The following is a 19,135-nucleotide window of genomic DNA, read 5'->3' on the forward strand; positions in this document are numbered from 1 at the left end:
CGGCTTCGCCGCACGTGCACGACAATTCGTAGCAGACTACGAAGTTTCGCTCACCTGGTCCACCAGGGATCGGGGCGCTTGCGGTGCCACTGCAACACGTTCTCGAGCTGAGCGGCCACCGACACCAGTAGCGGCTCCGAGGATTCGTGGCCCATCAGTTGCAGACCGATCGGAAGGCCGGCGGTGGTGAACCCTGCCGGCACGTTGACGCTCGGCCAGCCAAGCACGTTCCACGGCCAGGTGTAGGGACAGTGCTCGGTGATCACCCGATCGGTGTCGGCATTGGAGATGCCGTCGATGGCCTCGATCCGCGGCGGTGGGGTGGCCGTCGTCGGGGCGAGCACGATGTCGTACTCGTCGAAGAATCGGCCGATACGACGCCCGATGCGCGGCTCGGCGGCGCGGGCTGCACGGAGCGGCGCTCCGGCGAGAGCTCGGCCGCTCCTGGCATTGGCTCGGGTCCTCGGGTCGGCGAGAGACGGATCCGGCAGACGGTCCACCCAGGCCGCCACACCGGCCAGCGAGCGGGGTAAGAAGTTGAGCCCCAACAGCATTCCGTAGGCGGGGTCGTCGACGACCACTCGATGTCCGAGCAGTCGCAGCACCGCGGCCATCTCGTACGCGGCAGCCGCGATCTCGGGGTCCAGGGGTGCGGGCGTCGGGATGAAGGGCTTACGCAGGCTGAGCGCGATGCGCAGCGAGCCGGGGTTGCGTCCGACGGCATCGGAGACGGTCAGTGGTTTCGGACGATGGAGATCTCCGTCGTGACTACCCGAGACCACGTCGAGGAGCAGTGCCGCGTCGGCCACGGTACGTGCGAGCGGGCCGATGACGGTGATGCCGTTGAACGCCTCGGGCTCCGGCCACGACGAGATGCGTCCGCGTTGCGGCTTGATCCCCACGAGATTGGTCCAGGAGGCCGGAATTCGCACCGAGCCGGCACCGTCGGAACCGAGAGCGGCAGAGACCAATTCGGCAGCCACTGCGGCAGAGCTCCCACCCGAGGAGCCGCCGGGGGTGCGCTCGCGGTCCCATGGATTGCGGGTGTGCCCGAAGGTGCCGCCGGTGAAGGGCCATTGGCCGAGTTCGGGGCTGTTGGTCTTTCCGACGATGACGGCCCCGGCCGCACGCAGTCTGCGCACCACCTCCGAATCCGTGGTGGCCGGTGGAAAGTTGCCCGCGCAGCCGAAGGCGGTCGGCTCCCCGGTGACGTCGACGTCGTCCTTGACGGCAACGGGAACGCCGAGCAGGGGAGCGGTGGTGCCGGCGGCGCGCAGCCGGTCCGCTTCGGCGGCCTCGGCGAGGGCGGCGTCGCGGCGCACCAGGCGGAACGCGTTGAGTGTGGGTTGGCTCTGGTCGATCCGATCGAGCGATTCGGTGACCGCCTGTACCGAGGTGATGCGACCCGACGCGAGAGCGGCGGCCTGGGCAACGAGAGTCGACCGATGGAAATCCACGCCTGCACAGTATCGACTTCTCGTCAGCGCGGGAACGGTCGCCGCCGCTGCGCGCGTGGGACACTGGACGACGTGAGGCCATACCGTGACAACGCAGTCGTCCTGCGCCAGCACAAGCTGGGCGAGGCCGATCGCATTGTCACGCTGTTGACCAGGGAGAACGGCATCGTGCGGGCGGTCGCCAAAGGGGTTCGCCGCACCAAATCCAAGTTCGGTGCACGGCTGGAGCCGTTTGCGCACATCGACGTGCTGCTCTATCCGGGACGCAACCTCGACATCGTCACCCAGGTGCACACGGTCGACGCGTTCGGTGGAGACATCGTGGCCGACTACGGCCGCTACACCACCGGCTGTGCGGTTCTCGAAACTGCCGAGCGTCTGGCCGGTGAGGAACACGCTCCCGCGCAGCGCCTGCATCAGCTGACCGTGGGCGCACTGCGTGCTCTTGCCCAACACGTGCGGCCGCCCGAGTTGGTGCTCGACGCATACCTGCTGCGCGCGATGGGCTTCGCCGGATGGGCACCCGCACTGACCGATTGCGCGCGGTGCGCCGCGGTGGGGCCGCACCGTGCGTTCCACGTCGCTGCCGGTGGTGCGGTGTGCGTGCATTGCCGACCGCCGGGCTCGGCGACGCCGTCGACCGGGGTACTCGACCTGATGGTGGCGCTCGAGCGAGGCGAGTGGGACTACACCGTCACCACCTCCGATGCCGTCCGCAAGCAGGCCAGTGGCCTGGTGGCGGCTCATCTGCAGTGGCATCTCGAACGACAGTTGCGCACCCTTCCGCTCATCGAACGCTCGCACCCGCACCAGGTGCCGCTGGCCCAACCTGACTCCGTGTTCGCCGACACCGTCGGGCAGGATGGGGACCGTGATTCGACGACGCGAGCCGCAACCCCGGCCTGACGAACGGCCGGCGGTGCGCCCGCCGGACCCGCACCCCTCGGGTGCGCGGCCACCGATCCTGCAGCCGGAACTGATTCCTCGTCACGTTGCTCTGGTCATGGACGGCAACGGTCGGTGGGCACAGGATCGTGGATTGCCGCGAACCGCAGGGCACGAGCAGGGCGAAGCGGTACTGATGGACGCCGTCTGTGGCTGCATCGAGATCGGTGTGCAGTGGTTGTCCGCGTACGCATTCTCGACGGAGAACTGGAAGCGCAGTCCCGACGAGGTCAAGTTCCTGATGGGCTTCAACCGGGACGTCATTCGTCGTCGACGCGACGAGATGAACGAGATGGGCGTCCGGGTTCGCTGGGCCGGCCGTCGCCCGAGGTTGTGGGGCAGTGTCATCAAGGAACTCGAGGTTGCCGAGGAGTTGACGAAACGTAACACCGTGATGACCTTGACGATGTGCGTCAACTACGGCGGCCGAGCCGAGATTGCCGATGCCACAAGGGAAATCGCTCGACAGGTGGCCGCGGGCAAGCTGAACCCGGAGAAGATCACCGAGGCCACCGTCGCCAAGTACCTCGACGAGGCGGACATGCCGGACGTGGATCTGTTCCTGCGTCCGTCGGGGGAGCAGCGGACGTCGAACTTCCTGCTGTGGCAGTCGGCGTACGCGGAGTTCGTGTTCCAGAAGAAGCTCTTCCCGGATTTCGACCGTCGGGATCTGTGGGAGGCGTGTATCGAATACGCCTCGCGGGACCGACGATTCGGTGGAGTCAAGTATGAGTGAGGACGCGAACGGGACGCCGGACGAGGGGCTTTCGTTGCAGGCCCGCGCCCAGTTGGCGCTCTCGCAGTTCGCGACGGTGACACTCGGCGACGAGGGATCTCTCGGTTTCGACTACGCGGGCGCTCTGTGCTCGCTGCGTGCCGTTCGACTCTCGCCCGAACTCGAGGTGCTCTCGCTCACCGCGGTCTTGGCTTGGGACCGGCCGCTGAAGCCGGCTCTGCACAAGAAAGTTGCCGACCGCAATGCGGACTCGCAATTCGGCGCGATCTCGGTCAACACCCACGGCAAGCTCGCGGATGTGTTGTTGCGCTACACCTTTCCCGCGAACGGTCTGGACGACGAGGCGATGTTGACGATGCTCATTCTGGTGCTCGCCGGAGTCGAGAAGGCGCGTGAGGGCCTACTTCCCTGACTCGTCAGCTAAGGTTTGCCTGTACTTAGTTTCTAGTAGAGGTGGATGCGATGACTGTGCGGTGGACCCGAATGCTCACGGTAGTGGTGGCGGTGATCACCCTCGGTGCGGCCGTGACGGCCTGTTCGACCACCGACGACGTCGACACGGCGACGCAGTCGGCGGACGGTGCGTTCCCGGTTGTCATCGACCACATCTACGGCAGCACGACCATCGCCGAGAAGCCCACGCGCATCGTCACCCTCGGGGTGTCCGACGCCGATGCCGTCATCGCGCTCGGCACCGTTCCCGTCGGGAACACCGGGTACACGTTCTACGAGACCGGACTCGGTCCCTGGACCGACGAGTTGGTCGGTGACGCGCCGTTGACGCTGCTGGGCTCGGAGTCCGAGCCTAACTTCGAGCTGATCGCCTCGCTGGCGCCGGATCTCATCACCGGACTCAACGCGGGTTTCGACGAGGCGACGTACGACAGGCTCAGCGGCATCGCGCCGACGGTCGCCCGACCTGCAGGATCTGCTGCCTATGCCGTCGATCGTGAGGTTGCCACCGACACCATCGCTCGCGCGATGGGTGAACGCGACCGCGGTGAGCAGTTGAACGCGCAGACCGACGCCGCGCTCGAGCAGGTTCGAAACGAACATCCGGAGTTCGCGGGCAAGACTGCAGCAGTGGTGCTTCCGTACGACGGCCAGTTCGGCGCATATCTGCCCGGTGATGCCCGCGGCACATTCGTCACCTCACTGGGCTTCGAGGTCCCGGAATCGATCCGCGCCCAGGACGACGGCACCAACTTCTTCGTTCCGGTCTCGTCCGAGAACATTTCGATGCTCGATGCGGACCTGGTGCTCTATCTCGGTACCGGTGCCGACATCGACGTGGTGGCGGAGAACCCGATCTTCGGAACTCTCGATGCTGCTCGGCGCGATGCGATCGTGCCGTTGTCCACCGATCAGCGTGGAGCGATCACGTACAACTCGGTGCTGTCGATTCCGTTCGCCATCGACGCGTTGGTACCTCGCATCGCAGAGGTCGTCGCCTGAGCGGAATCACTGGGGGGCTGCGGTGCACTGACTGCAGGTGCCGAAGATCTCGATCGTGTGGCTCACGTCGCTGAAGCCGTTGGATTCGGCGACGCTCTGCGACCACTTCTCGACGGTGGGGCCTTCCACCTCTACGGTGAAACCGCACGAGCGACACACCAGGTGATGGTGATGTCCGGAGGAGCAGCGCCGGTAGACCGACTCGCCGTTGTCGGTGCGCAGAACGTCGACCGTCCCGGCGTCGGCCAAGGTCTGCAGTGTCCGATACACCGTGGTGAGCCCGATACCCTCACCGCGCTTGCGCAATTCGTCGTGCAGATCCTGTGCGGACTTGAACTCCTCGATGGTGTCGAGCAGATCGGAGATGGCACTGCGCTGCTTGGTGGCCCGCACTCCGACGACGACGGGTCGTCGCGATGTCGCGGTGTCGGTGGACTTGTCGGTCACAGGTTCCGGCCTTCCTCGGCGTGGGCCACGGCGTCGACGACGATATGGGAGAGGTGATCGTCGACCAATCGGTACAGGACCTCGCGTCCGTTGCGTTCTCCGCGCACCACACCCGCTGCCTTGAGCACTCGAAGGTGCTGGCTGATCAACGGTTGCGTGACGCCGAGGGCGACGACGAGTTCGTGTACGCACCGCTCGGACTCACGCAGCTGCAGCACGATGGCGATGCGCACCGGGGCCGCGAGTGCCCGGAGGATGTCGCCCGCCGCGGTCAGAGTCTCCTTCGGCGGGATGTGAGCCGGGGGAGCGGCGGCGAACGGATCGCCGGAGTGCAACGGGTGCTCCGGGTCCTGCCGGTGGGTCGAACTTGCTTCCACTGTCGAATCCGTGGACACGGTTGCGGCTCCTTCGGTCGCCGGTTCGTTGTCGGCGGACTCTCCCTGCACGAGCGACGTCATGACACCAGGTTAGTGCAGTAGTTGTTATTGCAAATCGTATTCATTGTGATATGCACAGGTGCGCATGTCAACTTCCGCACCCGACCGCTGTTCGGTTTAGCCCGCCGAGCCAGATAGTCTGATCAGGGCGAAAACCGCCCGTCACCTCTTACACGATGTAACCGAAGATGGAGAGCTCCGCCAGTGGCACCCAAGTCCAAAGTCGAAACCGTCGCCAACCTCGCCAAGCGCAGAGGCCTCGTCTACCCGTGCGGCGAGATCTACGGCGGTACCAAGTCGGCCTGGGACTACGGCCCGCTGGGCGTCGAGCTCAAGGAGAACATCAAGAAGCAGTGGTGGCGCAACATGATCACCAGCCGCGACGACACCGTCGGGCTGGACTCCTCGGTGATCCTGCCCCGGCAGGTGTGGGAGGCGTCGGGCCACGTCGAGACGTTCTCCGACCCGCTGGTGGAGTCGCTGCACACGCACAAGCGGTACCGCGCCGATCACCTCATCGAGGCCTACGAGGAGAAGCACGGCCACCCGCCGGAGAACGGCCTCGCCGACATCCGCGACCCGGAAACCGGTGAACCCGGCTCCTGGACCGAACCGCGTGCATTCTCGGGTCTGCTCAAGACCTTCCTCGGCCCGGTCGACAACGAAGAGGGCCTGCATTACCTGCGTCCCGAGACCGCACAGGGCATCTTCGTCAACTTCGCCAACGTGCTGACCACCTCGCGCAAGAAGCCACCGTTCGGCATCGGCCAGATCGGTAAGAGCTTCCGCAACGAGATCACTCCGGGAAACTTCATCTTCCGCACCCGTGAGTTCGAGCAGATGGAGATGGAATTCTTCGTCAAGCCCGGCGAGGACGACGAGTGGCATCAGTACTGGATCGACTACCGCATGAAGTGGTACACCGATCTCGGTATCGATCCGGAGAACCTGCGGCTCTACGAGCACGCCAAGGAAAAGTTGTCGCACTACTCCAAGCGCACCGTCGACATCGAGTACAAGTTCGGCTTCCAGGGCAGTGCGTGGGGCGAGTTGGAGGGCGTGGCGAACCGCACCGACTACGACCTCTCGGTGCACTCCAAGGCGTCGGGCCAGGACCTGAGTTACTACGAGCAGGCCACCGACACCCGCTACACCCCGTACGTCATCGAGCCTGCGGCCGGTCTGACGCGTTCGCTGATGGCGTTCCTCGTCGACGCGTACACCGAGGACGAGGCCCCCAACGCCAAGGGCGGCGTCGACAAGCGCGTCGTGCTCAAGCTCGATCGTCGCCTGGCACCGGTGAAGGTCGCGGTGCTTCCGCTCTCGCGTAACGCAGACCTGACGCCCAAGGCGAAAGACCTTGCGCAGCAACTGCGTCAGTACTGGAACGTCGAATTCGACGATGCCGGAGCCATCGGTCGCCGTTACCGTCGACAGGACGAGATCGGCACCCCGTTCTGCATCACCGTCGACTTCGACACCCTCGACGACCACGCAGTCACCATCCGCGAGCGCGACACGATGGCGCAGGAACGCGTGGCACTCGATCAGGTCGAGGGCTACATCGCCTCCCGTTTGATCGGCGCGTAAAGGACCTCACTCACCCGACAGGGCCCGATCTCGCGATGAGATCGGGCCCTGTCGGCTGTCGAGGGGTGGGTCAGAAGCGGCCGCCACCACCACCGAATCCGCCGCCACCGCCGCCTCCGCCGCCTCCGCCGAAGCCCCCGCCGCCGCCGAATCCGCCACCGAAGCCTCCGCCACCCCCGCCGCCGCGAAGCACACTGTTGATCAGAATGCCGCCGAGCACTGCGCCGGCGATGTTGCCGCCGCCGCTGCCGCCGCCGCGAGGACCGTGACGATTCTCCCAGTTCTGGACATCGGACTGGGCGATCTGCGATGCGCGCGAGGCCAATTGGCTGGCAGCGTGAGCATGCTTGAGGGCTTCGTCGGGGTTGTCCTGGCCCAGCTGCCGAGCCGCGCCGAGGTGGCGTTCGGCCTCGGACAGGCGCGTTCTGGCGTCGGCCCCCACACCGCCACGGCGGGTCGAGATGTAGTCCGCGGCCGCGGTGATCTGCGCCTGAGCGGCCGCGATATCGCGATCCAGACGGGCCCGCAGTTGGTCCTCGGCAGCCTTGTCCGCCGAGGCCTCGTCGACGATCTTCTCGAGTTCGGCGTCGGCCGCCGCGAGCGCGGTGTAACTGCCGAGAGGGTCCGAGGACTGCGCCGTCTCGGCGTTCTTCAGAGCCGCCTGCGCCGCCGTCATGGCCGATTGCAGTTCGGCCCCACCGTGTTCGGCCAAACCACGCGCCTGCTCGATGTCGCGGCGAACGTCCGCGATGGCGTCGGGCAGGGTGGCGATGGCATGCCGGATGTCGTCTCGCGCATGGTCGACGCCGTCGAGCAGGGTCTTGGCCTGATCGACGGCTCGTTCGGCCGTTCGAATGGCGGTCACAGCAGGTCCCTGCTTACCGGGCGGGAGTGCTGCCGCCTTGCGGCCGGCCTCGATGTTGTCCTCGGCCAGTGCCATTCGGTCCTTGGCCATCGTGACGTTGTCTGCGATCGAGGCCAGGGCGGAGGCGGCGAATTCCGAATGCAGCTGCGCGAGAACCGACTCGGATTGCGGAATTCTCACCGTCAAGCCGACGACCGCCTGGGTCAGCTCGTCGAGGTAGGCGTCTGCGTTCATCACGAGATCGCGGAACCCGTCGAATTCCTCCACCCGCGAATCGAGTTCGCGATCGGCCTGGCCACAGGAGGAGATGATCTCGACGAGCATCGCGCGACGCTGATCGGGAGTTTCCGGAATGGCGTCGTCGAGGCGTTGGCGGATCTCGAAGGCGGACGCGAGGGCCCGTTTGGCGTTGTCGTGGGCGGCGATGAAGGGTGCGGCCGCAGAATCTCCGAACTCTCCACGAGCGAGGTTCAATTCCTCTTCGCTGGCGCGTACTGCATTGTCGGTCTCGACCAGGATTTCCTTGGCACGGGTGTCGAGTACGTCGATGGGGAAGGCGGCCAGTGCGGCCGGATCGCTCGGGTCGATCTTCGCCACGGCCTCGACCTCGGCGGCGACGCGGGCCTTCTTGCGCCGCGACGAGTAGACGACGGCTCCGCCACCGGCCACGGCCAGTACGCCGACGCCGATCAGCAGGGGTGCGGACGAGCCGCCGCTGCCGCTCGAGGCATACGCGTCGCCGAGCGCACCCGCTGCTGCGATGGCCGCACCGGACCAATCTTCTTCGCGCAGTGCGGGTTCGACGTCATTGACCCGAATATCTTCCTGCTCGGACGAGGTGATCTGCGACAGTCCGGTGTTCACACCGAGGTAGTACGAACGGTCCACGGTCGCCACCGCGAGCAGAACGTCGCGCTGCCCGAGATCGCTCCTCGATGCAGTCTGCTCGGCCCAGCTCGCCGCCGACATGTTGTCGAAGTCCGCGACGTACGTGACCCACAACCGAAGCTGGCTGCTGCCGTAGAGGTCGTCGACGGAGGTCTGTACCTCGGCCATCGAGTCGGGGTCGAGTGCCTGGACGTTGTCGGTGATCTGCGTGGGCAGGCGCGACGGAGCCTCTGCTGAGGCGACCCCCGGCGCGAGCAGGATGGCCGCGAACAGGGTCAGGGCACCCACGGCGGCGAGACGACGAAATCGATGGACCGAGCTTCGGGCGGCTGACTTTCGAACGACTGTGGCGCTGCTGTGCCGCCGGTGCTGGACTGCCATGCGCTGAAATCTACCGGCTGGGCGGCGAGGAGATCGAGCAGGTCGATGTGGATGCATGACAGTTGTCACCTCGCAATCGTGACGCTCGAACGAGGTCGACGCTGCTCGATCGCAGCAGAGTGATTCCCATGACCACAACGAAGGCAGTCGAACTGCGAAACGTCACCAAGACCTACGGCTCGGTCCGGGCGGTCGACGGGCTCAGCCTGTCCATCGAACCGGGCGAGGTCGTCGCATTTCTCGGACCGAACGGAGCGGGAAAGACGACCACCATCGACATGATGCTCGGCCTGGCGACACCCACCACCGGGTCGGTGTCGGTGTTCGGGGGAACACCCGCGGACGCGATCGCCCAGGGCCGCATCTCGGCCGTCATGCAGACCGGCGGTCTGCTTCGCGACCTGACCGTCCGAGAAACCGTCGAATTGACGTCGGCACTGTTCGCCCGCACACGGTCGGTGAAGGAAGTCCTCACCCGGGCCGGCATCGCCGACATCGGAGATCGCCGAGTGGCCAAATGCTCCGGCGGACAGCAGCAGCGACTGCGATTCGCGCTGGCACTGCTACCCGATCCGGACCTGCTGGTGCTCGACGAGCCGACCACCGGAATGGACGTCGAAGGACGTCGCGACTTCTGGAACGCCATTCGCCAGGACGCCAGCACCGGCCGAACGGTGCTGTTCGCAACGCACTACCTCGACGAGGCCGACGCGTACGCGGACCGCATCGTGCTGGTGCGGCACGGCAAGATCGTCGCCGACGGCAGCGCCGCCGAGGTGAAGAACCTGGCGGCAGGGCGCACCGTCACCGCCACGCTGCCCGGCGTCGACCAGTCGGTGCTGCTGGCTCTGCCGGGAGTGGACCGCGTCGACACGCGTGGCGACAAGGTGATCGTCCACGGACGCGACTCCGACGCGGTGGCCCGGTACCTGCTCAACGACGCACACGCGACCGATCTCGAAATCGTCTCGCGCAACCTCGAGGACGCATTCCTCGCCCTGACCACCGACTCCGAAAACAACCTCGCCGGGAGCATCCGATGACCACGACCACGCAGTCCACAACCACCCGCACATCTGGCAGAGCCGTTGCCTGGGGCGGATTCTCGACCACGTTCCTCGGACTCGAAATCCGCAGACTGTTCCGAAACAAGCGCACGCTGATCTTCACGTTGGTCATGCCGCCGGTGTTCTTCGTCATCTTCGGCACGCAGTCGGACTACCGCACCGACTATCCCTTTGCGCACGGCAACGTCACCGGTTACATCGCCATCAGCATGGCCGTCTACGGAGCGATGCTGGCAACGACCAGCGGGGGAGCGATGGTATCGGTCGAGCGGGCACAGGGGTGGAGCCGACAGCTTCGCCTGACGCCGCTCAGGCCCGTCGCCTACATCGTCACCAAGGTGCTCGTGGCCATGACGATGGGCGCGGCCTCGATCGTGGTGGTGTTCGTCGTCGCGAAGTTCCTCGGGGCGGACATGCCGATCTGGGTGTGGATCGCCAGCGGCCTGATCGGCTGGATCGGCTCGGCGGTGTTCGCCGCGTTCGGACTGTTCATGGGCTACCTGCTGCCCTCGGAGAACGTGATGCAGATCCTCGGACCCGTGCTCGCGTTCCTGGCGCTGGCAGGCGGACTCTTCGTTCCCCTCGGTGACAGCGGATGGTTCCCGATGTTGGCCCAGTTCACCCCGCTCTACGGCTTGGCCACCGTGTCCCGGGCCGCGTTCGCCGGGACCGAAACCGGAACGTTGCTGATCGCCGTGATCAATCTGGTGGTCTGGGCGACGATCTTCGTCACAGGCGCGGCGATGCTGTTCCGGAGAGACACCAAGCGTGCCTGAGACCGAAACCACTGATCGTGTCGCCCACAGGGATACCGTGGGCGACATGACCACGTTCACCGCCGATCTCCCCGAGGGCCGGGTCTGGCGGTACGGCTGGATGTTCGGAGCCATCTGGCTCATCTATCTGATCTATCCGTTGAACGAGATTCTGTCTCTGGAATCCGTGCCGGCCCGGGTCTTCGGGATCGTCGTGATTCTCGGCTTCGGTGTCGTGTTCACATCCACCTTCTGGCGTTTCCGCAACGGACACCGCCGAGGACATCCACTGCCGACGTCGCAGGCATGGATCGCGCTCGGGGTGATGGTGGCCCTGACTTTCGCGATGAGTGCCTTGGTCGGTACCACCGGTTTCGGCGCGACCGTCTACATAGCGGTGCTGGCGATGATGACCCTGCCGGTCCGGCAGGCCTGGGCGTTGGTGGCGGCGATGGTGGTGATCGTCGAAGCGGCTCCACGCTTCGTCGATTCCTGGGAGCGCGACAACTTCTTCGCCTTCCAGCTGCTCATCAGCGCGGCCGCGGCATGGGGAATCACTCAGGTCTTCCAGCGCAATCACGAATTGGCCGTCGCCAGGCAACAATTGGCAGACCTGGCCATCGTGGCCGAACGCGAGCGCATGAGCCGGGATGTGCACGACATCCTCGGTCATTCCCTGACAGTCATCACCGTCAAGAGCGAACTGGCCGGCAGGCTCATCGAGATCGACCCCGCCCGAGCGGCCGTCGAGATCGCCGAACTGGAAACCCTTGCCCGGCAAGCACTTGCCGATGTGCGCAGCACCGTCGGGGGCATGCGACAGGTCGACATCGGATCCGAGTTGGCCAGTGCACGAACCGCATTGACCGCTGCGGGAATCGATGCCGAACTTCCCGATGACGCCGACGTGGTGCCACTGCGACATCGAGAACTGTTCGGTTGGGTGATCCGGGAGGCGGTGACCAATGTGGTCCGCCACTCGAGCGCACGACATTGCCGAGTGACGCTGACGGCGTCGACCATCTCCATCGTCGACGACGGAGTGGGACCGGCAGACAAGGATTCCGGCGGCAACGGTCTGCGGGGTCTGGGAGAACGAGTGGCCACCGCGGGTGGTGCACTGACGATCGCCCGGGTGCCGACCGGTGGTTTCAGGGTGGAGGTACACGGTGAATAGGACGCAGGCGCAATGACCATCACACTCCTGCTGGCGGACGACCAAGCCCTGGTGCGGGGAGCGCTGGCAGCTCTGCTGGGGCTCGAACAGGATCTCGACGTCGTCGCCGAGGTGGGACGCGGGGACGAGGTCGCCGCTGCCGTTCTCGAACATCGACCCGACGTCGTCCTGCTCGACGTGGAGATGCCCGGCAAGAACGGTATCGAGGTCACCGCCGAACTGGCCCTGATCGCACCGGAGTCGAGAGTGCTGATCGTCACCACATTCGGGCGACCCGGCTACCTGCGGCGCGCGATCGATGCGGGTGCGTCGGGTTTCGTGGTCAAGGACACCCCAGCCAAGCAGTTGGCCGACGCCGTTCGGCGCGTGCACATGGGGCTTCGCGTGGTCGATCCGGCGCTGGCGACCGAAACCCTCACCGACGGCGTCTCTCCACTGACGGCCCGAGAGCAGGAGGTTCTCCGGGCGGCCGCCAAGGGCGGGACGGCGGGATCCATCGCTGCTCAGGTCCACCTCTCGGAGGGCACGGTACGCAATCATCTGTCGTCGGCCATCGGTAAGACCGGCACCACTACCCGGGCCGAGGCGGTACGGGTGGCCGAGGACAGAGGGTGGCTGTAGGTCGTTCGGGGCGCGCCGTGACCACGCCGACGAGCAGGCCTGGCAAACTCGAGGGGTGAATTCAACTCTCGACCGAGATTCGTACGGAGATCCGTACGACGATCGGTATGCCCCGGACCCCGGTCCCGAGCGCCTGGGCTTCTTCGGAACGCTCGGACGCTGGACCGGTCGGCTCGTCGCGGGAGTGGTGCTGATGTCGCTGGTGCTGGTCGCGGGAACAGCAGTGCGGGTGTGGCAGGTGGCGCGCATCGACGACTATTCCAAGGCGGACGCCATCGTGGTGCTCGGTGCCGCGCAGTACAGCGGCACCCCCTCGACGGTGTTCGAGGCACGACTGTCCCAGGCCGCGTCGCTGTACGAGCAGGGTATAGCCCCCGAGATCGTCACCGTCGGTGGCAAGCAGGAGGGGGACCTGTTCACCGAGGCCGCATCGGGCCGCAACTATCTGATCGATCAGGGCGTTCCCGCCGACGCCATCGTTGCCGTCGAGACCGGCTCGGACACACTGGAGAGCATCGAGGCCGTGAGCAACACCCTGCGCGAGCAGGGCAAGTCGTCGGTGGTGTTGGTCAGCGATCCGTGGCATTCACTTCGCACCCGAACCATGGCGCGCGACGCGGGCCTGGACGCCTGGACCTCGCCGACGCGCACCGGTCCGGCTGTCTACACCAGAGAATCCCAGGCGCACGGAATCGCCAGGGAGACAGGCGCTCTGCTGTGGTATCAGCTGACCCACTTCACCGCGGACTTCTCCTACACGGCAGGCCAGTAGATGACCGGCACGTACTCGGCCCACGACGTCGAACGATTCGTCCCCGAACCGCCCAAGACCGCGGGACTGCGGGCCGGGGCAGACAACGCCTCGCACCGAAGCGCCTTCGCGCGCGATCGAGCGCGCGTGTTGCACTGCGCCGCACTGCGCAGGCTCGCCGACAAGACCCAGGTCACCGGACCGCGAGACGGAGACACCCCACGCACGCGGTTGACGCACTCGCTCGAAGTTGCCCAGATCGGCCGCAGCATCGCCGAAGGACTCGGCAGCGATCCCGATCTGGTGGACCTGGCCGGGCTGGCGCACGACATCGGCCACCCGCCGTACGGGCACAACGGCGAACGCGCCCTCGACGAAGTGGCCCAGGATTGCGGTGGGTTCGAGGGCAACGCGCAGAACCTGCGCATTCTCACCGGACTCGAGCCGAAGATCCTCGATGCCGACGGTCGCAGCGTCGGGCTCAACCTGACCCGAGCCTCGCTCGATGCCGCCACCAAGTACCCCTGGATCCGACCAGCCCCGGGCGCGAAATTCGGTGCCTACGACGACGACTCCGCCATTCTGGGTTGGGTGCGTGACGGTGCCCCGGACAAACACAAGTGCCTCGAAGCGCAGAGCATGGACTGGTCCGACGACGTGGCGTACTCGGTGCACGACGTCGAGGACGGTGTGATCGACGCTCGAATCGACCTGCGGGCGCTGTCCGATCCGATCGAGCGACGCGCCCTCGCAGAACTCGGCGTCTCCGAATTTCGCGGACTCGATGTCGACGAACTGATCGAGGCCGCGGATCGCCTGTCGAGGATGCCCGTCGTGGTCGCGGTCGGACGCTACGACGGAACTCTCGCCGCATCGGTGGCGCTCAAGCACATGACCAGTGAACTCGTCGGCCGCTTCGCCACCGCCGCCATCGAGGGCACGCACGAGAAGTACGGCACCGCGCCGTTGAGTCGCTACGACGCCGATCTCGTGGTGCCGTCGATCGTCGGCTCAGAGGTTGCGCTGCTCAAGACCATGGCCCTGCGGTACGTGATGTCCGACGCCGGACACAAGATCCGCCAGGAGCGTCAGCGCGATCGCATCCACCGCGTCGCCGAGTGGTTGATGCGCTCGGCTCCGGGCGAGCTGGACCCCATCCTGGTGCCCGCCTGGCAGCGGGCCGACAGCGATGCCGAACGCACCCGAGTGGTCGTCGACCAGATCGCGTCGTACACCGAGAGCCGACTCGAACTGATCGACAAGCGTTCCCTCGGAGCTCAGGCCAGCTGGGGCTGACCGCTCGCGACCGAATGTGGGTGCGTCGGGATCGGGACTAGACTGCCCTTCGTGGCCGGCCGAATTCCTGAACGCGACATCGCCGCCATTCGCGAACGCACACGGATCGAAGACATAGTCGGCGACTACGTCTCTCTCAAGCGCGCGGGCGGCGACTCCATGAAGGGGTTGTGCCCCTTCCACGACGAGAAGTCTCCGTCGTTCCACGTCCGTCCCAATCACGGTCACTATCACTGCTTCGGCTGCGGCGAGGGCGGTGACGCCTACTCCTTCCTTCAGAAGATCGAGCACATCTCCTTCGTCGAGGCCGTCGAGCAATTGGCCGATCGGTTGAACTACTCGATCTCCTACGAGGGCGGAGGGCCGTCGGTTCAACGCGATCGCGGCACCCGAGCGCGCCTGATCGCCGCGAACGCGGCCGCGCAGGAGTTCTACGCGGGCAGGCTCGGAGGTCCCGACGCCCAGGCTGCGCGGGACTACCTCACCGAGCGCAACTTCGACGGCCACGCCGCCCTGGCCTACGGCTGCGGATACGCGCCCGACGGCTGGGACACCCTCACCAAACACCTGCTGGGCAAGGGCTTCGAGGCCAAGGAAATAGTCGACGCGGGGCTGGCGACACCCGGTAAGCGGGGGACGCCGATCGATCGCTTCCGGCGTCGGCTGGTGTGGCCCATTCGCAGTCAGAGCGGCGACGTCATCGGCTTCGGCGCGCGCAAGCTGTTCGACGACGACACGATGCCGGGTAAGTACATCAACACCCCGGAAACGATGCTGTACAAGAAGTCTCAGGTGTTGTTCGGCCTCGATCTGGCGCGCAAGGAGATCGCGAAATCGCATCAGGCCGTCATCGTCGAGGGCTACACCGACGTGATGGCGATGCACCTGGCAGGCGTCAAGACTGCGGTGGCGTCCTGCGGAACCGCATTCGGCGAGGATCACCTGGCGATGCTGCGTCGATTGATGATGGACGACAGCTACTTTCGCGGCGAAGTGATCTACACCTTCGACGGCGACGAGGCCGGCCAGGCCGCCGCGATGAAGGCATTCGAGGGTGATCAGAAGATCGCCGGTCAGACGTTCGTCGCCGTCGCGCCGGACGGAATGGACCCGTGCGATCTACGCCTGAAATCCGGCGACAACGCCGTTCGCGATCTCGTGGCCAGGCGCACCCCGATGTTCGCTTTCGTCGTCAAATCGCTGCTGCGAGAACATGATCTCGATACGCCCGAGGGGCGAGTCGAAGCATTGAAGCGAACCGTCCCCGTGGTCGCCCGCATCAAGGATGCGTCGCTGCGGGACGAGTACGCGCGGCAGCTCGCCGGCTGGACCGGGTGGGACGACACCGCGATGGTGCTCGCCCGCGTGCGCGACGAGGCGAAGAAGGGTGCCCGAGGCGACTCGAGTGGAAAACGCGTGGCGTTCGAGAAGCGTCAGGCAGCGCCCGCCGAAGCCCCCGCCGGGCCGCCGCGCCCCAATCCCACCGATCCGTCCCTGTGGCCGCAACGGGAAGCGCTCAAGGCGGTACTGCAGATGCCCGCGATGGCAGGAACGGTATTCGATTCGCTCCCGCCGGAAAGCTTCCATCACCCGGCGTACGCGGCCGTGCGCGACGCAGTGGCCGCTGCCGGCGGCACCGCTGCCGGGCTGGGCGGAGGGGAGTGGGTCGACGCCGTGGCCAAACAGGCCAAGGACGCCGTTGTCGTGTCGTTGGTCACCGAGCTCGCCGTCGATCCGATGCGCGTGGCCGACGACGCCCTCACCCGCTACATCTCGGGCGTGCTCGCGCGACTCCAGGAGGTATGGGTCGGCCAACAGGTGGCGGAACTCAAATCGAAACTGCAGCGCATGTCGCCGGTGGAGAAGCCCGACGACTACAACGCGCTGTTCGGCGACCTCATCGCCCTCGAGCAGTACCGCCGCAGTCTGCTCGAGCTCGCCGTCGGGAGTGTGGCCGAGGTCGGTTAGCGCCGCAGCTGATCGCGGGGAACGAAGACCTGGGTCTCGTCGTCGATCGGCTTCATCGGTTCCAGTCGTGGCTGGGTGTTCAGGGAATCGGACAGCTTCTGACGGCCGACCTCGATCGCCTTCTTGGTGGCCGGGCTCGACGCGACGGCGCTCGCCGTCTTGCGAATCTGCTCGTACCGGCCACGTCCCGCCTTGGCACCGAGTACGTAAGCAGCTCCGGCCGCCAGTACCAAACGAATCATCAGTAGGTCCTCCCATAGGGCGTGCGGCTGTTCTTCCATCTTGCCCGACGAACCTCGAGCAGGGCGATTTGGTACTCGGCAGAACCCGATTTGGTAGTAGCAAGGGGGTGTGCGCTATTGTTTCCAACGGCTCGCACGAGAGTGTGACGCCGCGAGGTAATCCCCCATAGCTCAATTGGCAGAGCATTCGACTGTTAATCGAAGGGTTCCTGGTTCGAGTCCAGGTGGGGGAGCGCAGTCCCCGTCCGGTTCGCCGGGTGGGGATTTTTGCTGTCGGGGGTAGGCCACCGGAGCCCAGGCGCGGCGCAGGAACGTACCGGACATGTGGTACCGCGAGTTCGAGCTAGATAACAGATCGTGACGGTTATTTCTGTATATCGAATGAATGAATCCCGTCGACCGATGTCAGTTTTGTCGGTCGTCCGCGACATACTGAACGAGCGATCCCGGTGGCTCGACAGTGCTATTAAAAACCGGGTCGGTCGGTTTTAAGGGGCTTCATGAGTTTGAGTTACGCAGCAACCGTTCCACGACACCTCGTGCATCGGCGGTCTCCGGCCGACGTTCTGTTGACCGATTACGAGACCGTCGACGGCACCCATCGGGCGGCGGTCCAGTTCCCCACGTCGCATCGCATGTTCGCGCCGGTTCGCCGAACCCACGACTCGTTGATGGTGGCCGAGGCTCTACGCCAGGCAATCAGCCTCTTCTCCCACGTCAACCACGGCGTGCCACTCGATCACGTGGTGTTCATCGAGCACTCTCGCTTCGAGATCCTGGACCCGCTGTCGGTCGACGACATCGAAGACTCGCTTGTCGCAGAGTCGATCACGACCGACGTGACGTTCGAGAACGAGTCGCTGGACAACATGAAGCTCTCGGCCCGACTCCTGAACGGCACCCACCTCGTCGCGTCGGGGACGGCGTCGGTCCGGACCATCGGACCCGAGGTGTATTCGCAGGTTCGGAAGTCGACCGTTGCCGACCCCCACTTCCGTTTCCTGCCGGCCGGAACCGAGGTGGTCCCGCCGTCCTCCGTCGGACGCCTCGATCCGTCCGACGTGGTGCTGGCGCGGCACACATCCGACGGAACCATCGCCGTCGCGCCGGATCCGCGCAACCTGGCGATGTTCGACCATTCGGTCGAGTACCTGCCGGGCGTCACGATGCTCGAGGCAGCCCGTCAGGCTCTACGCTTGGCCACCGGAACACCGGCACTGGATTTCACCTCCTGCGAGGTGAGGTTCATGGGATTCGCCGAGTGGACCAACCCGTGCTCGGTGATCGTCGACACGGACTCCACCGACGGCGTCTTCCGTATTCAGTTCGAGCACGACGGCGCGGTGCTGTCGGCGATGTCCGTCACGGCGACGTCCGAACCGTGGTTGGCTCCTACCGATCGCTCCAGTCGATAAGGGCGTCCTCGGCAACTGACATCGCCCGCGGGAGGCGTCGGCGCGGCACCACAGCGGGCAGCAACATCTGCCACATCTCGGTCAGCCGCTGCTGTAGATCGGCACGTCCGGTCAGCATCTCCGAGACCGTCTGCACGCCGGTGAACGACGCGACGATGTAGCGGCCGAGCGTGAGTGCGTCCATACCGTCGACGATGTCGCCCTCGGCCTGAGCGCGTGCGGCCAGATCGCCCATCTTGCCGACCCAGTCCTCGAACGCTTGCGCATTGGGACTGCCCACGATGGCCGACTCCAAAGTCAACCGCATACCCCCGCGGGCGATCGATTCGGTCTGCAGTTGGCGTCCCAACTCCTTGCTCACCAGGATCAAGGCGTCCAACGCTTTCGGCGTCCGCTCGATGACGATGGCGCTCGCACTCGCCGCCATGGCCAGTTGCGCGTCGATCACGGCCTGCGCCAGATCTTCCTTGGACGAGAAATGGAAATACATCGCGCCTTTGCTGACCCCGGCATGGGCGATGATGGTGCTCAAACTTGCTGTGCCGTAACCGAACTTCTCGAAACTGGCGGCAGCACCTTCGAGTACGGCCTGCCTGGTGGACGCTGCACGCTCCTGCATCGGTCGACAATAACTGTTACCCG

19 protein-coding genes and 1 tRNA gene are annotated in these 19,135 nt (G+C 65.7%); 14 read left to right on the forward strand and 6 right to left on the reverse strand.

What is annotated here, in order from left to right:
- Positions 1 to 50 precede the first annotated feature (50 nt).
- On the reverse strand, positions 51 to 1,457 hold the full coding sequence (locus CH306_RS19345; RefSeq protein ID WP_094647796.1) for an amidase: 1,407 nt from the start codon (positions 1,455 to 1,457) through the stop codon (positions 51 to 53).
- 72 nt (positions 1,458 to 1,529) lie between these two features.
- Here CH306_RS19345 and recO point away from each other — a divergent pair, with 72 nt between their 5' ends.
- The 4 genes from recO to CH306_RS19365 are packed head-to-tail and all read left to right on the forward strand — an operon-like array spanning position 1,530 to position 4,593.
- On the forward strand, positions 1,530 to 2,363 hold the full coding sequence (gene recO, locus CH306_RS19350) for a DNA repair protein RecO (protein ID WP_008715506.1): 834 nt from the start codon (positions 1,530 to 1,532) through the stop codon (positions 2,361 to 2,363).
- A complete protein-coding gene (locus CH306_RS19355; protein WP_045194677.1) occupies positions 2,320 to 3,138 on the forward strand; it encodes an isoprenyl transferase in 819 nt (272 codons plus the stop codon). The genes recO and CH306_RS19355 overlap by 44 nt, the downstream gene beginning before the upstream one ends.
- On the forward strand, positions 3,131 to 3,550 hold the full coding sequence (locus tag CH306_RS19360) for a hypothetical protein (protein ID WP_045194679.1): 420 nt from the start codon (positions 3,131 to 3,133) through the stop codon (positions 3,548 to 3,550). Before CH306_RS19355 ends, CH306_RS19360 begins: the two co-directional genes overlap by 8 nt.
- Positions 3,551 to 3,600: 50 nt before the next feature.
- The gene (locus tag CH306_RS19365) at positions 3,601 to 4,593 is read left to right on the forward strand and encodes an iron-siderophore ABC transporter substrate-binding protein (protein ID WP_082073669.1); all 993 of its coding nucleotides are present in this window, start codon (positions 3,601 to 3,603) and stop codon (positions 4,591 to 4,593) included.
- A gap of 6 nt (positions 4,594 to 4,599) precedes the next feature.
- Here CH306_RS19365 and CH306_RS19370 read toward each other — a convergent pair whose 3' ends face one another.
- Positions 4,600 to 5,040 carry a Fur family transcriptional regulator gene (locus tag CH306_RS19370; RefSeq protein WP_094631107.1) on the reverse strand — a complete coding sequence of 147 codons (441 nt, stop codon included), beginning with the start codon at positions 5,038 to 5,040 and terminating at the stop codon, positions 4,600 to 4,602.
- Entirely contained in the window at positions 5,037 to 5,498 is a 462-nt protein-coding gene (locus CH306_RS19375) for an ArsR/SmtB family transcription factor (protein WP_306436624.1), read from the reverse strand. Before CH306_RS19375 ends, CH306_RS19370 begins: the two co-directional genes overlap by 4 nt.
- A gap of 183 nt (positions 5,499 to 5,681) precedes the next feature.
- Here CH306_RS19375 and CH306_RS19380 point away from each other — a divergent pair, with 183 nt between their 5' ends.
- Positions 5,682 to 7,067 carry a glycine--tRNA ligase gene (locus tag CH306_RS19380; protein ID WP_032379159.1) on the forward strand — a complete coding sequence of 462 codons (1,386 nt, stop codon included), beginning with the start codon at positions 5,682 to 5,684 and terminating at the stop codon, positions 7,065 to 7,067.
- Positions 7,068 to 7,137: 70 nt separating this feature from the next.
- Here CH306_RS19380 and CH306_RS29785 read toward each other — a convergent pair whose 3' ends face one another.
- Complete coding sequence (locus tag CH306_RS29785) at positions 7,138 to 9,201, reverse strand: TPM domain-containing protein (protein ID WP_373453982.1); 2,064 nt, start codon at positions 9,199 to 9,201, stop codon at positions 7,138 to 7,140.
- Between the two features lie 128 nt (positions 9,202 to 9,329).
- On the opposite strand from CH306_RS29785, the gene CH306_RS19390 reads away from it, so the two are divergent.
- The 7 genes from CH306_RS19390 to dnaG are packed head-to-tail and all read left to right on the forward strand — an operon-like array spanning position 9,330 to position 16,836.
- Positions 9,330 to 10,244: an ABC transporter ATP-binding protein gene (locus CH306_RS19390; RefSeq protein WP_094647581.1), complete on the forward strand. Its 915-nt coding sequence runs from the start codon at positions 9,330 to 9,332 to the stop codon at positions 10,242 to 10,244.
- On the forward strand, positions 10,241 to 11,044 hold the full coding sequence (locus CH306_RS19395; protein ID WP_094647583.1) for an ABC transporter permease: 804 nt from the start codon (positions 10,241 to 10,243) through the stop codon (positions 11,042 to 11,044). Before CH306_RS19390 ends, CH306_RS19395 begins: the two co-directional genes overlap by 4 nt.
- 46 nt (positions 11,045 to 11,090) lie before the next feature.
- On the forward strand, positions 11,091 to 12,200 hold the full coding sequence (locus CH306_RS19400; RefSeq protein WP_094647800.1) for a sensor histidine kinase: 1,110 nt from the start codon (positions 11,091 to 11,093) through the stop codon (positions 12,198 to 12,200).
- A 12-nt stretch (positions 12,201 to 12,212) separates the two neighbouring features.
- Entirely contained in the window at positions 12,213 to 12,821 is a 609-nt protein-coding gene (locus tag CH306_RS19405; protein ID WP_094647585.1) for a response regulator transcription factor, read from the forward strand.
- Between the two features lie 55 nt (positions 12,822 to 12,876).
- A complete protein-coding gene (locus CH306_RS19410) occupies positions 12,877 to 13,593 on the forward strand; it encodes a YdcF family protein (protein ID WP_094628771.1) in 717 nt (238 codons plus the stop codon).
- Entirely contained in the window at positions 13,594 to 14,868 is a 1,275-nt protein-coding gene (locus CH306_RS19415; RefSeq protein ID WP_094628773.1) for a deoxyguanosinetriphosphate triphosphohydrolase, read from the forward strand.
- Between the two features lie 51 nt (positions 14,869 to 14,919).
- Positions 14,920 to 16,836, forward strand: a complete 1,917-nt coding sequence (gene dnaG / locus CH306_RS19420) for a DNA primase (protein WP_094647587.1) — start codon at positions 14,920 to 14,922, stop codon at positions 16,834 to 16,836.
- Here the strand turns inward: dnaG and CH306_RS19425 are convergent.
- A complete protein-coding gene (locus tag CH306_RS19425; RefSeq protein ID WP_032394749.1) occupies positions 16,833 to 17,078 on the reverse strand; it encodes a hypothetical protein in 246 nt (81 codons plus the stop codon). The genes dnaG and CH306_RS19425 overlap by 4 nt on opposite strands.
- A gap of 160 nt (positions 17,079 to 17,238) precedes the next feature.
- On the opposite strand from CH306_RS19425, the gene CH306_RS19430 reads away from it, so the two are divergent.
- A tRNA-Asn gene (locus tag CH306_RS19430) sits at positions 17,239 to 17,311 on the forward strand.
- Positions 17,312 to 17,578: 267 nt separating this feature from the next.
- The gene (locus tag CH306_RS19435; protein ID WP_094647589.1) at positions 17,579 to 18,493 is read left to right on the forward strand and encodes a ScbA/BarX family gamma-butyrolactone biosynthesis protein; all 915 of its coding nucleotides are present in this window, start codon (positions 17,579 to 17,581) and stop codon (positions 18,491 to 18,493) included.
- Here the strand turns inward: CH306_RS19435 and CH306_RS19440 are convergent.
- The gene (locus CH306_RS19440; RefSeq protein WP_032394476.1) at positions 18,471 to 19,112 is read right to left on the reverse strand and encodes a ScbR family autoregulator-binding transcription factor; all 642 of its coding nucleotides are present in this window, start codon (positions 19,110 to 19,112) and stop codon (positions 18,471 to 18,473) included. The genes CH306_RS19435 and CH306_RS19440 overlap by 23 nt on opposite strands.
- Positions 19,113 to 19,135: the final 23 nt, after the last annotated feature.

It is taken from the genome of Rhodococcus sp. 15-725-2-2b, from assembly GCF_002259075.1.
Lineage (GTDB): Bacteria > Actinomycetota > Actinomycetes > Mycobacteriales > Mycobacteriaceae > Rhodococcoides.